The sequence below is a fragment of the Mesorhizobium sp. BR1-1-16 genome, assembly GCF_020165495.1.
Taxonomy (GTDB): domain Bacteria; phylum Pseudomonadota; class Alphaproteobacteria; order Rhizobiales; family Kaistiaceae; genus Kaistia.
This window is the reverse complement of sequence record NZ_JAIUIE010000001.1, coordinates 750,202-764,600: the sequence shown is the minus strand read 5'-3', so window position 1 is coordinate 764,600 and position 14,399 is coordinate 750,202. Positions and strand designations below refer to the sequence as shown.

General features: G+C 64.8%; 12 protein-coding genes. 4 read left to right on the top strand and 8 right to left on the bottom strand.

Annotated features, from left to right (window positions below; translation table 11 throughout):
• Positions 1-25: 25 nt before the first annotated feature.
• The 5 genes from LB518_RS03665 to LB518_RS03645 all read right to left on the bottom strand — a co-directional run bounded on the left by LB518_RS03665 (position 26) and on the right by LB518_RS03645 (position 6,160).
• Entirely contained in the window at positions 26-1,270 is a 1,245-nt protein-coding gene (locus LB518_RS03665) for a cysteine desulfurase (RefSeq protein WP_224573131.1), read from the bottom strand.
• Positions 1,267-2,574, bottom strand: coding sequence for a Fe-S cluster assembly protein SufD (gene sufD, locus LB518_RS03660; protein ID WP_224573129.1), 1,308 nt, complete (start codon positions 2,572-2,574; stop codon positions 1,267-1,269). The genes LB518_RS03665 and sufD overlap by 4 nt, the downstream gene beginning before the upstream one ends.
• An 8-nt stretch (positions 2,575-2,582) precedes the next feature.
• Positions 2,583-3,335 (bottom strand): Fe-S cluster assembly ATPase SufC, encoded by a 753-nt coding sequence (sufC, locus tag LB518_RS03655; protein ID WP_224574308.1) that lies wholly within the window; start codon positions 3,333-3,335, stop codon positions 2,583-2,585.
• Positions 3,336-3,477: 142 nt separating this feature from the next.
• Positions 3,478-4,956, bottom strand: coding sequence for a Fe-S cluster assembly protein SufB (gene sufB / locus LB518_RS03650; RefSeq protein WP_224573119.1), 1,479 nt, complete (start codon positions 4,954-4,956; stop codon positions 3,478-3,480).
• A gap of 49 nt (positions 4,957-5,005) precedes the next feature.
• Positions 5,006-6,160, bottom strand: a complete 1,155-nt coding sequence (locus LB518_RS03645) for a cysteine desulfurase family protein (RefSeq protein ID WP_224573117.1) — start codon at positions 6,158-6,160, stop codon at positions 5,006-5,008.
• A gap of 250 nt (positions 6,161-6,410) precedes the next feature.
• Between LB518_RS03645 and LB518_RS03640 the strand changes: the two genes are divergently transcribed.
• A complete protein-coding gene (locus LB518_RS03640) occupies positions 6,411-7,067 on the top strand; it encodes an alpha/beta hydrolase (protein WP_224573115.1) in 657 nt (218 codons plus the stop codon).
• A gap of 69 nt (positions 7,068-7,136) precedes the next feature.
• On the top strand, positions 7,137-7,772 hold the full coding sequence (locus LB518_RS03635; RefSeq protein ID WP_224573112.1) for a hypothetical protein: 636 nt from the start codon (positions 7,137-7,139) through the stop codon (positions 7,770-7,772).
• Here the strand turns inward: LB518_RS03635 and LB518_RS03630 are convergent.
• Both LB518_RS03630 and LB518_RS03625 read right to left on the bottom strand, forming a co-directional pair.
• Positions 7,735-9,594 (bottom strand): potassium/proton antiporter, encoded by a 1,860-nt coding sequence (locus tag LB518_RS03630; RefSeq protein ID WP_224573111.1) that lies wholly within the window; start codon positions 9,592-9,594, stop codon positions 7,735-7,737. The two genes, LB518_RS03635 and LB518_RS03630, sit on opposite strands and share 38 nt — an antisense overlap.
• Positions 9,595-9,757: 163 nt before the next feature.
• Positions 9,758-10,858, bottom strand: a complete 1,101-nt coding sequence (locus LB518_RS03625; protein WP_224573109.1) for an anhydro-N-acetylmuramic acid kinase — start codon at positions 10,856-10,858, stop codon at positions 9,758-9,760.
• 278 nt (positions 10,859-11,136) lie between these two features.
• Between LB518_RS03625 and LB518_RS03620 the strand changes: the two genes are divergently transcribed.
• Together LB518_RS03620 and tyrS are read left to right on the top strand one after the other, a co-directional pair.
• Positions 11,137-12,225, top strand: a complete 1,089-nt coding sequence (locus LB518_RS03620; RefSeq protein ID WP_224573107.1) for a 3-deoxy-7-phosphoheptulonate synthase — start codon at positions 11,137-11,139, stop codon at positions 12,223-12,225.
• Between the two features lie 92 nt (positions 12,226-12,317).
• Positions 12,318-13,571: a tyrosine--tRNA ligase gene (gene tyrS, locus LB518_RS03615; protein ID WP_224573105.1), complete on the top strand. Its 1,254-nt coding sequence runs from the start codon at positions 12,318-12,320 to the stop codon at positions 13,569-13,571.
• Between the two features lie 12 nt (positions 13,572-13,583).
• Here tyrS and LB518_RS03610 read toward each other — a convergent pair whose 3' ends face one another.
• Positions 13,584-14,396: a class I SAM-dependent methyltransferase gene (locus tag LB518_RS03610; protein WP_224573103.1), complete on the bottom strand. Its 813-nt coding sequence runs from the start codon at positions 14,394-14,396 to the stop codon at positions 13,584-13,586.
• Positions 14,397-14,399: the final 3 nt, after the last annotated feature.

The following is a 14,399-nucleotide window of genomic DNA, read 5'->3' as shown; positions in this document are numbered from 1 at the left end:
CGGCTTCCTCGGACATTTCCATTCCTCAGCTGAAGAAGCGCTGCGCCTTGAGCAGCGCCTCGGCGAGGCGATCGACCTCGGCCATGGTGTTGTAGAGACCAAACGAGGCCCGGCAGGTTGACGTCACGCCAAAGCGGCGGAGCAACGGCTGGGCGCAATGCGTGCCTGCGCGCACCGCGACGCCCTCGCGATCGATGATCGTCGAGATGTCATGGGCATGCGCGCCGGCCATCTCGAAGGAGATGATCGCGCCCTTGTCCGGCGTCGTGCCGAAGATCCGCAGACTGTTGATCGCCGAAAGCCGCTCCTGCGCGTAGACGGCGAGGCTGTGCTCGTGCGCGGCGATATTGGCGCGGCCGAGGCGCTCCATATAGTCGAGCGAGGCGCCGAGCCCGATCGCCTCGACGATCGGCGGCGTGCCCGCTTCGAAGCGGTGCGGCGGATCGGCATAGGTGACAGCCGTCCCCGTGACGTCGCGGATCATTTCGCCGCCGCCCATATAGGGCGGCATGGCCTCGAGCAGCGCCTTCTTGGCATAGAGAACGCCAATGCCCGTGGGTCCGTAGACCTTGTGGCCCGTGAAGGCATAGAAATCGGCGTCGAGATCGCGCACGTCGACCGGCAGATGCACGGCGGCCTGGCTGCCGTCGATCAGCACCTTGACGCCATGCGCATGCGCGATGCGGATGACCTCCTTCACCGGAACGATCGTGCCGGTGACGTTGGACATATGCGTGATCGCGACAATCTTGGTGCGCGGCGTGATCAGCTTTTCGAAGACATCGAGGCGGAACGCACCGTCGTCATCCACCGGCGCCCACTTGATCACTGCGCCCTTGCGCTCGCGCTGGAAATGCCACGGCACGATGTTGGAATGGTGCTCGAGGATCGAGAGAATGATCTCGTCGCCCTCGCCGATCGCCATACGGCCGAACGAGTCGGCAACGAGGTTGATCGCCTCGGTCGAGGAGCGCGTGAAGATGATCTCGTCAGTCGAGCCGGCGTTCAGGAAACGGCGCACGGTTTCGCGTGCATTTTCATAGGCTTCCGTGGCGACATTCGAGAGGTAATGCAGGCCGCGATGGACGTTGGCATAGTCCTCGGTATAGGCCTTCATCACCGCGTCGAGCATGGCCTGCGGCTTCTGGGCCGAGGCGCCGTTATCGAGATAGACGAGCGGCTTGCCATAGACCTGCTTCGACAGGATCGGGAAATCCCGCCTGACAGCCTCGACATCATAGGGCGCCGTATCGGCTTCGATCACGCTCATGACAGCGTCTTCCGATCAGCCAGCCAATCCCGCGCCACCTGCTCGAACGCCTCGCCGATGGCCTCGTCGCCGAGCCCTTCGATTGCCTCGGCTAGGAACGCCGTGACCAGCAGCGTCTCGGCCTCGGCACGCGGAAGGCCACGGGAGAGCAGATAGAACAGCATGTCCTCGTCGATCTCGCCCGAGGTCGCGCCATGGGCGCACTGGACGTCGTCGGCGAAGATCTCCAGCTCGGGCTTGACCGAAAAGGACGCATCTTCCGACAGCAGCAGGCCCTGCGTCATCATCTTGCCGTCGACCTTCTGGGCGCCCGGACGCACAACGATGCGGCCCTGGAAGATGCCGTCGGCCTTGCCGTCCATCACCGCCTTGAACAGTTCGCGGCTGGCGCCGTTCGGAACAGCGTGATCGACGCCGAGCATGATGTCGGCATGCTGCTTGCCGCCGATCATGGTGGCGCCAAAAAGGCCGGCGCGCGCGAACTCGCCGCCATAGGTGACGAAGCTCTGAGAACGCGAAATCGAGGCGCCCGTCATCAGGGTCAGATGATCGAACTGGCTTTCGCCGCCGATCGAGACCGCCGTGGTGCTGAGATGCACCGCTGCGTTGCCCTCGGCCTGAAGCTTGGCCCAGGTGACCTTGGCGCGGTCTCCGATCACTGCCTCGGTGACGATATTGGCAACCGAAGCGGCAGCATCGGGACCCGTGAAACTCTCCACGACACGCAGGGAGGCTCCGGCACCGACGCTGATGAGATTGCGGGCGAACACCGAATAGGCGCCGCTGGTGACATGCGCGATTTCGACGGCACGCGTCACGTCGAGCCCGGCCGGAACGCGGATGGCGACGCCGCCCGTCATCATCGCCGTATTGAGCGCGACCATCGCGTCATCGAGCCGGCCAGCCAGCGCGCCGACGCGCTCGTCGCCCTGGTCGAGAAGCGTCGCAAGGCTCGTCACCTCGACGCCGTCGAGACCGGAAAGATCGGAAAGTTCAGGCCGGTAAGCGCCGTCGACGATGACCAACCGCGCCCTGTCCAGCCCTGGCAGCAGAGCGGCCGACGCAATTGAAGCCGGCGCGGCCGGCGGTGCGGGCGGCACGCTGCGCAGGAGCACGCGCAGATCGGTATAGCGCCACGCTTCCGTCCGACGATGCGGCAGCCCCTTCTTCTGAAAGGCGTCGAAGGCGACGGCGCGCGCCGCTGCGACAGCGGCATCGCCCGGCAGATGACCGCGCGAGGCAGAGAAGGCTTCGGCGAGCGTGACCTCGGCCGGCGTATTGAGGATGCGGGGCTCGGCGTTCATGACCATGCTCACGCCGCTGCCGCGCCGACATAGTCAGCATAGCCATTGGCCTCGAGTTCCAGCGCCAGCTCCGGCCCGCCGGAGCGGACGATGCGGCCGGCCGCCATGACATGCACGACGTCGGGCACGATATGATCGAGCAGGCGCTGGTAATGGGTGATGACGAGCATCGAGCGATTGGGCGCGCGCAGTGCGTTGACGCCGTCCGAAACAGTCTTGAGCGCGTCGATGTCGAGTCCGGAATCGGTCTCGTCGAGGATCGCGAGCTTCGGCTCCAGCAGCGCCATCTGCAGGATCTCGTTGCGCTTCTTCTCGCCGCCCGAGAAGCCGACATTGAGCGGCCGGCGCAGCATTTCCTGAGTCACATTGAGCTTTTCGGCGGCAACCTTCACGCGGCGCATGAAGTCCGGCGTCGTCAGCTCCGCCTCGCCGCGCGCCTTGCGCTGCGCATTCATCGCCGCCTTCAGGAAGGTCATCGTGGCGACGCCCGGGATTTCGAGCGGATACTGGAAGGCGAGAAAGATGCCCTTGGCCGCGCGCTCCTCGGCCGGCGTCTCGACGATCTCCTCGCCGCCGAACACGATCGAGCCATCGGTGATGTCATAGCCGTCGCGCCCGGCAAGGACATAGGAGAGCGTGGATTTGCCCGAGCCGTTCGGCCCCATGATGGCGTGAACCTGACCGGTGGGCACCTCGAGGTTGACGCCGCGGAGGATTTCGCGATCGCCGACCGAGGCGTGAAGGTTCTTGATGGAGAGCATCTTGATCTGTCCGTTCATCCCGGCGGCCACACTTCGCACCGCCGTCATGGCCGGGATTTCCGACCATCAACGTCTGTTCATCCACCGCCGAAGTCGTGGATGCCCGGGAAAAGCCCGGGCATGACGGTGGAAAGGCGAATGGCTATCCGACCGAACCCTCGAGGCTGATCGAAATCAGTTTCTGCGCCTCGACGGCAAACTCCATCGGCAGCTGCTGGATCACGTCCTTGACGAAGCCGTTGACGATAAGCGCCACCGCTTCCTCGGATGTGAGCCCGCGCTGCAGGCAATAGAACAGCTGATCGTCGGCGATCTTCGAGGTGGTCGCCTCGTGCTCGAACACCGCGCTGGCATTCTTCGATTCGATATAGGGCACGGTATGCGCGCCGCACTGGTCGCCGATCAGTAGGCTGTCGCAATTGGTGAAATTGCGCGCGCCGCTCGCCTTCCGGTGCGCCGAGACCAGCCCGCGATAGGTGTTGTCGGAGCGGCCGGCGGCGATGCCCTTCGAGATGATCCGGCTCCGCGTATTCTTGCCGAGATGAATCATCTTGGTGCCGCTATCGACCTGCTGATAGCCGTTCGAGACCGCGATTGAATAGAACTCGCCCTGGCTTTCGTCGCCCCGCAGGATGCAGGACGGGTATTTCCAGGTGATCGCGGAGCCTGTCTCGACCTGCGTCCACGAGATCTTCGAACGCGCACCGCGACAATCGCCACGCTTCGTCACGAAGTTGTAGATGCCGCCCTTGCCGTCCTTGTCGCCCGGATACCAGTTCTGGACCGTCGAATATTTGATCTCGGCATCATCGAGCGCGACCAGTTCAACGACGGCGGCGTGAAGCTGGTTTTCATCGCGCATCGGGGCCGTGCAGCCCTCGAGATAGGACACATAGGCGCCCTTCTCGGCGATGATCAGCGTGCGCTCGAACTGGCCCGTATTCCGCTCGTTGATGCGGAAATAGGTCGAAAGCTCCATCGGGCAGCGGACGCCTTCCGGCACATAGACGAATGAGCCATCCGAGAAGACAGCCGAGTTCAGCGTCGCGTAGAAATTGTCCGATGTCGGAACCACCGAGCCGAGATATTTGCGCACGAGATCGGGATATTCGCGGATCGCCTCGGAGATCGCGCAGAAGATCACGCCGGCCTTCTTGAGCTCTTCCTTGAAGGTCGTGACCACCGAGACGCTGTCGAACACCGCATCGACGGCGACGCGGCGATCGCTCGCCCCTTCGACGCCAGCGAGGATCTCGCGTTCGCGCAGGGGAATGCCAAGCTTCTCATAGGTCGCCAGCAGCTCCGGATCGACCTCGTCGAGAGACTTCGGCCCCTTGGTGCTCTTCGGTGCCGAATAATAATAGAGGTCGTCGAAATCGATCTTCGGATAATGGACGCGCGCCCAGGTCGGCTCTGTCATGGTCAGCCAGCGCCGATAGGCCTCAAGCCGCCATTCAAGCATCCATTCGGGTTCGTTCTTTTTCGCCGAAATGTAACGGACGATATCCTCGGACAGGCCCTTGGGCGCCCGGTCGGACTCGATGTCCGTCACGAAACCATATTTGTACTGATCGACGTCGATCCGGCGAACCTGATCGACTGTCTCCTGGACTGCAGGCATTTCAAACTCCGTCGCCGCGGTTTCAAGGACCGCGGGTTGAGCAGTGCATTCAGGCGGCGCGCGTCATGCCCGGCATCAGCCGCGACAGCACCCGTCCCCAGACTTCACCGAACCTAGATATGTCTTCTTGCGTCGTTTCCCAGCCAAAGCTGAGCCTTACTACCGACCCTGCGCGCATATCGGCAAGGCGCATCGCCCTCATGACATGCGACACCTGCACCTTGCCGGACGAGCAGGCCGAGCCCGCCGAAATGGCGACGCCTTCAAGATCGAGGGCGATCACCAGCGTCTCGGCGCGGAGACCATCCACCGCAATCGCCGCCGTCTGCGGCAACCGATCGGCGCCGGCCCCGACAAGGACCGCGCCCGGCAACGCCGCGAGGTCATCGCGCCAGCCGCGCCATTCATCGAGGCGTCCGAGATCGGCCAGGGATGCCTCGGCAGCCGCGCCAAATCCGGCGATCGCGGCGACATTCTCCGTGCCGGCACGGGCATATTTCTCTTGGCCGCCACCGGTCACCAGTGGCAGCGGCGAGACGAGGTCGCCGCTGAGCACGATCGCGCCGATGCCCTGCGGCCCGCCGAGCTTGTGGGCGGAAAGGGTCAGGAAATCGACGCCAAGCGCCGCGATGTCGACAGGCATGCGTCCCGCGGCCTGGATTGCATCGGCATGAACCAGCGCGCCGAAGCGCCGGGCAATGCGAGCAATTTCAGCGACAGGCTGGATCGTGCCCGTCTCATTGTTGGCGAGCATGACGGAGACGAGTGCGCGCTGGCCGGCCGGCAACGCAGCGAGCGCTGCCTCCAGATGATCAAGACGGATCACCCCCGCGTCGTCGACCTCGACACGATCGATCTGGTCGGCCGCGAAACGTCCGCCCGCGAGAACGGAGGGATGTTCAGTCGCACCGATGATGAGACGTTCAAGACGAATTTCACCGGCGCCGACGCGCTGGCGGGGCGAGAGAACCGTGACATTCGCCTCGGTGCCGCCGCTGGTGAAGATGACACGATCGGCCGAGCCGCCGACCAGCGTCGCGATCTTTCGCCGGGCCGCCTCAATGCGTCCCCGAGCTGCTCGGCCCTCGGCATGAACAGACGAGGGATTGCCGACCGACTGCAGCGCTTCGATCATGGCCGCACGGGCCTGCGGACGCAGCGGCGCGCCGGCATTATAATCGAGATAGATTCGCGCCCGCGTCAAAGCCGCCTCCAGGCACCCGGCCTGAAGCCGGGCCCGGACCCGCCGCCAATGGCAGGGTCCATGTCGCATTATGCTTGAAATCCGGACCCTGCATCATGCTACAAGGCCGGCTTCCGGCCGGTATCAACCGGCCGTCCCATTCGAACTGTTCTAAGGTGTTCTAGAAACCCTGAGGATCAGAGTCAAGTTCCGGAGCCGGACCATAGCAGGGTTTTGGCCGATGGAACACGCCAGAGGTGCGCGCCCGTCCATGCCCGAAATTATCTTCACCGGCCCCGCCGGCCGTATCGAGGGGCGGTATCAGCCGTCCAAGACGAAGAACGGTCCGATCGCCATCATCCTGCATCCGCATCCGCAATTCGGCGGCACGATGAACAATGCGATCACCTACCAGCTCTTCTACATGTTCGCGAAGCGCGGCTTCGCCGTCCTGCGGTTCAATTTCCGCGGCGTCGGCCGCAGCCAGGGTGAGTTCGACCATGGCGAGGGCGAACTTTCCGATGCCGCTTCGGCGCTCGACTGGGCGCAGACCGTCCATCCCGATGCGCGCGCATGCTGGGTCGCCGGTTTTTCGTTCGGCTCCTGGATCGGCATGCAGCTTCTGATGCGCCGCCCGGAGATCGAGGGCTTCATCTCGATTGCCCCGCAGGCCAATCTCTACGACTTCTCGTTCCTTGCGCCCTGCCCGTCCTCCGGTCTGATCGTCCATGGCGACCAGGACAAGGTCGCGCCGCCGAAGGATGTGCAGACGCTCGTCGACAAGCTGAAGACGCAGAAGGGCATCGTCGTCGAGCAGACGATCATGCCAGGCGCCAACCACTTCTTCGAGGGCCAGGTCGAACCGCTGATCGACATCTGCGGCGCCTATGTCGACAAGCGCCTGAAGGCGATCACCGAAGCCGCCTGACCCGCCACGGTTGCGCGAGATCAAGGCGTCCGTCGCTGCCTCTGCCATCCTGGATGGCGGAGGCAAAACATGGACGCCATTCGATTTGGCTACTGGTCTGCGATAGCCGCCTTCGTCTTCAGCGTGGGCTACGGCATTCCTCAGATCCTGCAGGTCGGCGGCGTCCTGCATTTTCCCTTGGACGAGATCCTGATCTTCGCGCCTTCGCTGGCGCTGGCGCCGAGCTTCGTTCTCGCCATGGCCGGCCTCCATGCGACGAGGGCTTCGTCTCTCGGCGTCTGGAGCCTTGCCGCGCTCGCGCTCTCCGTGATGTACGCGACGCTGGTCAGCATCGTCTATTCGGTCCAGCTTGCGGCAGTCATCCCCGCAAAGCTTGCCGGCGGCAATGCGGTATCGGCGCTGTTCGGCTGCTGCGCCATGGGCAATCCGCTCACCGCTGTCGATCTGCTCGGCTACACGCTGATGAGCCTCGCCACTCTGATCGCAGCGCCCGCCCTGCCGGCGCGTTCTGCGCTGCGTCGAAGCTTCATCGCCAATGGCCTGCTCGCGCCGTTTCTCGTCCTGCAGACGGCCTGGCCCGGCCTGATCTGGATCGGGGCGCTGTGGCTGCTCACATTCCCGCTCGCGATGGCGCTTCTGGCGCTCGATTTCAGACGGATGACGCCGGCTAGCGCGATCCCTCCTCGTCGAGCGGCATCGACGTGACGGCGGCGGCGAGCGCAGCCGCACGGGCCGCCGCCTTTCGAAGCCGACGCTCCTTCAGATAGGTGACGATCTCTCGGCGGTTCTGGAACAGCGGCAACTTGCGGCGTGGGGCGCGGCGTTCCAGCGCGAGGCCGACTTCGGCGATGCCGTCATGGTCATCCAGCCTGCGGACGATGAGATCGACCGGCCCAGCCGCAACGCGGTCGCCCTCCTCGATGTCGCCGGCGAGCGAGCGGCGCATGACGGCCGCGACGGTCTCGCCGCGCTCCTCAGGCGGCAACTCGAAGCCATAGGCATCGGCAAGGTCGCCGAGCTTCACGCCCGGATCGATGGTGAAATCACCAAACAGTACGGACGTGTCGGCGGTGTCGGCGGGCCTCGCGAAGAGCTGGTCGAGCAGGCGCACATGTTCCGTCGCCGCGATGATGTAGACCTGATCGCCGGGCACGAGCGGCCCAGCGGTCTCGAACCGCATTGAGCGGCCGTCGCGAAGGATCAACGCCGGCCGCGCCCAGCGCGGAATTCGCCGGCCGCGGCCAACGGCGCTGTCCGGCATCACGCGATAGGTGACGATCTCGTGGTCGCCGCGGCCCGGCAATTCGACGTCGATGCGCTCGACCGGGCCGTAGCGCGTCGGCACCACGAGCCCGAGCCATCGCGCGACGGGCGCGATCGTCCAGCCCTGCAGCACGAGCGAGCAGAGAACGACGATGAAGGCGACGTTGAACATCGTCTGGCCATGCGAGACGCCGCCGACCATCGGCAGGATCGCCAGCAGGATGGAGACGGCACCGCGCAGGCCGACCCAGGCGATGAAGGCGGTTTCATTGCGCGAAAAGCCGAACGGCACCAGACAGAGCCAAACTGCGACCGGCCGCGCGATGAAGATGAGCACGGCGGCGATCGCGATCGCCGGCGGCAGAACGCTGCCGAATTCGCTCGGCGTCGCAAGAAGCCCGAGGGTCAGGAACATCGCGATCTGCGCCAGCCAGCTCATGCCCTGCAGCACGCGGCGAAGCGCCATAATCTGGCGCATGCGGACATTGCCGCAGATCAGGCCAGCGACATAGACGGCCAGAAAGCCGCTGGCGCCGCCGATCCCCGTCGCCGCGAACAGCACGAGCACCAGCGACATCACCAGGATCGGATAGAGCGCAGCTTCCAACTCGACCCGATTGACGATCCGCACGATGACGAAACCGCCGATGAGGCCGGTGAGCGAGCCGACGCCGATCTGCAGGAAGAAGGATCGGAGCAGGCTGAGAAAGGCCTCGCTCTCGCCTTCGGCGGCCGTGGCGATGCCGACCAACGCCACGGTAAGAAAAATCGCCATCGGATCGTTGGAGCCCGACTCGACCTCGAGCGAGGATCGCACCCGCTCGCGCAGCGAGATACCGCCGACGCGAAGCAGGAAGAAGACCGCGGCCGCATCGGTGGAGGCCACGATGGTGCCGAGCAGCATGGCCGAGATCCAGTCCCAGCCGAAGACGAAGCGCGCGGCGAGGCCGACGATCCCGGCCGTCACCAGAACGCCGATCGTCGCCAGCGTCAGCGCCGGCAGCGCAGCGGCGCGAAAGGCCGAGAACCGCGTTTCGAAGCCGCTTTCGAACAGGATGATGGCCAGCGCGATCGAGCCGATGAAATAGGCGATGCGGCCATCGCCGAAATGAATGCCGAGCCCGTCCTCGCCGGCCAGAAGGCCGAGCAGAAGAAACACGAGCAGCAACGGGGCGCCGAACCGCGTCGAGAAGATCGAGGTGAACACCGCCACGCCGACAAGCAGCGAACCGATCAGAATGGCGACATACATGCTCTCGATCATGGGGCGTAGAAGCTCGCTTCTCCTTTGGCGTGGAACGGACCGGCCCGCGCGCTACCGAATGATTCGTACGGTAGCGGCCCGGCACGGCGCCAGCGTGGCGGTCGTGCAAGAAAATGACGACTGCCGACGCAAGCCAACAAGGCAGCGCCCAGCCGGCCTTATGTCAAGGGAGCGATAGCACGCCGCCGGTCATCGGCGCAGGACAGCCGGTGGTTTCGGGGAAGCTGATCGGCAGGCCGGCACGGTTTCTCGCGGCGAGATAGGCGAAGGCCTGCGCCTCAATGAAATCGACCGACCAGCCATGCGCATCGGCTGTGGTGACGTCCGCCCGGCTCATGACCGCGAGCTGGCGGAGAATGGCGGGATTATGGGCGCCGCCGCCGCAGACGACGATCCTGTCGGCCCCGCCGGCGAGCGCGATGCCGCGGATGATCGCCTCGGCGGTGAAGGCCGCGAGCGTCGCGGCGGCATCCGCCGTCGACAGCCTCGCCACCGGCCGGCGCGAGAATGCGTCGCGATCGAGCGATTTCGGCGGCTTCAGATCAAACCAGGGATCGGCGATCAGCTCGGCCAGCGTCTGCGCCTGCACCTTTCCCGAGAGCGACAGCCGCCCGTCGCGATCCATGGCTGCGCCGGTGCGCTCAAGCATCAGGTCGTCGATCAGCGCATTGCCGGGGCCGGTATCGAAGGCGATCAGGGAGCCATCGGCTGCGACCCGCGTGACATTCGCGACCCCGCCGATATTGACCACGGCAACATCGCCCGAAAGCCCGGCGGCCCGGACGAGCGCACGATGGAAGATCGGCACCAGCGGCGCGCCCTGGCCGCCCGCGGCGATGTCGGCGGCACGGAAATCATGGACGACAGGGATGCCCAGCCGTTTGGCTAGCGCGGCTCCGTCGCCGATCTGTACGGTGAGCCGCCGCGCCGGGGCATGGAAGACGGTCTGGCCATGAAAGCCGACCAGCGAGACCCTGACCGCGTCGACATCGTCGCGCGCGAGCAGCCCCTCGACCGTTTCGGCATGCGCGTCGGTGACGATGCGCTCGGCCTCTGCCAGGACGCCAGGCCGCGCTGTCCGGTCGGTCAAGGTGGTGGCGGCGGCGAGAGCTGCACGCAGCACAGCGCGCTCAGCGTCCGAATAGGGCCGGAAGGCGGTCGGCCCGAAGTCCTCGACATCCTCGCCGTCGGTGGCGATCAAGGCCGCGTCGATGCCATCCATCGACGTTCCGCTCATCAGCCCCGCCGCGACAATCCTGCGCATGATTCGGATCCCATCTCCGCCCGAGCGCTCTGTTTCGCCAGCCGCCGCGCCCGCGTCAATCAAGGAGGTGACAAAGTCCTGCGGCTCGGCTATAGCCTCGCTCATGAACCTCTCTGCCCGCACCTTCTTCTTTGGTTGGTACTTTAGCTATCCGTTGCCGGCGGCGGAGGCAGGAGCGCGCTCGAAGTAGACAATCGAAGCATCCACCACCAAGCCGCCAAACCGAGTTGGCGGCTTTTTTGTTGGCCGCTGCCGGGAAACTCCAAGGAGCCCGAACCGTGCCCGACACCACCGACGACCTGCGCATCAGCGCTTTGAAAGAACTCTCGCCGCCTTCCGCAGTGATGGCGGAGTTCCCCCGCACCGACGTGGCCAGCCAGACGGTCGCCGCGACGCGCCGTTCGCTACACGAGATCCTGCATGGCCGCGACGATCGCCTCGCCGTCGTGATCGGACCGTGCTCGATCCATGATCCCGACGCGGCGATCGATTATGCCCATCGCCTCGTCGAAATGCGCCAGCGCCTCGGCTCGGAGCTCGAGATTGTCATGCGCGTCTATTTCGAGAAGCCGCGCACCACGGTCGGCTGGAAGGGGCTGATCAACGATCCCGACCTCGACGGCAGCTTCCATATTGACAAGGGCCTTCGCCGGGCTCGCAGCCTGCTGCTTGAGATCAACAAGCTCGGCCTTCCGGCAGGTTCCGAATTCCTCGACATGACGACGCCGCAATATTTCGCCGATCTCGTCGGCTGGGGCGCCATCGGCGCGCGCACGACCGAGAGCCAGGTGCATCGCGAACTCGCCTCCGGCCTCTCCTGCCCCGTCGGCTTCAAGAACGGCACGGACGGCAATGTGAAGATCGCTGTTGACGCGGTGCTCTCCGCCTCGCAGCCGCATCATTTCCTGGCGGTGACCAAGGATGGACGATCGGCAATCGCTGCCACGACCGGTAATGACGACTGCCATATCATCCTGCGCGGCGGCAAAGCACCGAACTATGATGCACCCAGCGTCGACGCGGCCGCGGCCGAGCTCGCAAAGGCTGGGCTGCCGCCCTTCCTGATGATCGATGCGAGCCACGCCAACAGCCTGAAGAAGCCGGAAAACCAGCCGCGCGTCTGCGAGGAGATAGGCGCTCAGATCGCCACCGGCGACGACCGCATCATGGGCGTGATGATCGAGAGCAATCTCGTCGCGGGGCGCCAGGACCTCGTCCCCGGCCGTCCGCTCGTCTACGGCCAGAGCATCACCGATGGCTGCATCGACTGGCAGACTTCGATCGGCGTCCTGGAGCAGCTTGCCGAAGCCGTCGCCCGCCGTCGCGAGCGCGCCCGGCCGGAAGCCCGCCTCGCCACCGCCGTCTGAAGCAACCCTCGTCAAAGAGAGCCGCCGCTGATGATCTTTTCAGCGGCGGCTGCTAAAGCCTGCCACGACACCCACCCTTTCGAGACGATGCCATGACCGCGTTCAAGTCCGATTTCCTGCAGGTGCTCAGCGAGCGCGGGCTCATCCACCAGATCTCCGACCCCGAGGGGCTGGACGCACAATGCGTCAAGGGCCCGATCACGGCCTATGTCGGCTATGACGCGACTGCGACCAGCCTTCATATCGGCAATCTGATTTCCGCGACCATGCTCCATTGGCTGCAGGAAACCGGCCACCGGCCGATCGCGCTGATGGGCGGTGGCACGTCGATGGTCGGCGATCCCTCGTTTCGCGACGACCAGCGCAAGCTGCTGACCGTCGAGGAAATCGACCGCAACATCGCCGGCATCAAGCAGATCTTCTCGCGTATCCTCTGCTTCGGCGATGGCGCCGGAGATGCGGTCATGGTCAACAATGCCGACTGGCTGCTCAAGCTCAACTACATCGAATTCTTGCGCGATGTCGGCCGGCATTTCTCTGTCAACCGCATGCTGTCGTTCGATTCGGTGAAGCTGCGGCTCGATCGCGAGCAATCGCTCTCCTTTCTCGAATTCAACTACATGATCATGCAGGGCTACGACTTCGTCGAGCTGAACCGCCGCTATGATTGCGTGCTGCAGATGGGGGGCTCCGACCAATGGGGCAACATCATCAACGGCGTCGATCTGGCTCACCGGATGGACCGGCCGCAACTCTATGCGCTGACGACGCCGCTGCTGACCACCTCTTCGGGCGCCAAGATGGGCAAGACGGCCAAGGGCGCCGTCTGGCTGAACGGCGATCTCTTCAGCCCCTATGATTTCTGGCAGTATTTCCGCAACACCGAGGACGCCGATGTTGGCCGCTTCCTCAAGATCTTCACGCGGCTGCCGCTTTCGGAGATCGCGCGGCTCGAAGCGCTCGGCGGCGCCGAGATCAACGACGCGAAGAAGATCCTCGCCACCGAGGCGACGGCCGTCGTGCATGGACGGGAAGCCGCCGAAGCTGCGGCGGAGACGGCCCGCCAGACCTTCGAGGAAGGCGCGCTCGCCGAGTCGCTGCCGACGATCGAAGTGCCAGCTGCCGAGTTCGAAGCCGGCATCGGCGCGCTCGGCCTCTTCGTCCGCGCCGGCCTCGTCGCTTCGAATGGCGAGGCGCGGCGCCAGATCAAGGGCGGCGGCCTCAGGGTCAACGATGCGGCGCTGACCGACGAAAAGACGATGATCGGCCCCGGCCTGCTCACGCCCGAAGGCGTCGTCAAGCTCTCGCTCGGCCGCAAGAAACACGTCCTGATCCGTCCGGCCTAAAGAGGCGGCTCGTTAGGGCGCCGCCTCGACCACGATGGCGCGGATCGCTCCTTCGATCGGGCCAGATCCAAATCTCCGCTCCAGCGCTTCGGCGGCTCTCTCCGTTGCCTCGATGAGACCGCCGGGCCGGCGCGCCTCGATCTCGGCACGCAGGGGCGTTCCCTGGCAATAGGTCATCGCCACTTCGCGCGCCGAGCCGCCATGGCTCGTGTGGGAGACGGTTTCGGTGTCGACGGAACGGAAACCCGCCGCAGCGAGGTCGTCACGAATGCGGGTCTGGTCGAAATGGCCGTGGGGCGTGCGCGCCATGAATAGCGGCGGATCCTCGGGAAACATCTCTGTCAGTGCCATCGTCACGGTCTCGGCGAACACATTGGCCGGCAGCGCATCCCAGACGTTGAAGAGATAACGCCCGTCCTGACGCAGCAGGCGGAGCACCTCGCGATAGGACGTCACCTTGTCGGAAAAGAACATCACGCCAAACTGGCAGGCAACGACATCGAACTGGTCGTCCTCGAACGGCAAGGCCTGGGCATCGGCGAGTTGGAACGTGATGCGCGGATCGTCGGACTGCTGTGCAATCGCGCGATCGAGCATTGGCTGATTGAGATCGGTGGCGATGATCGTCGTATCGCGCGGAAGGCGGGCCGCGAGCGCTCGGGTCAGCGCGCCTGTTCCCGCCGCAACCTCGAGCAGGCTCTTCGGGCGCATCGCAGCGATACGATCGGCAAGATCCTCGGCATAACTTTGAAAGATCAGCGGGACCAGGAGACGGTCATAGAGATCAGGAATAGCACCCGCGAAGACAGAATCGTTGGTACCCATGAT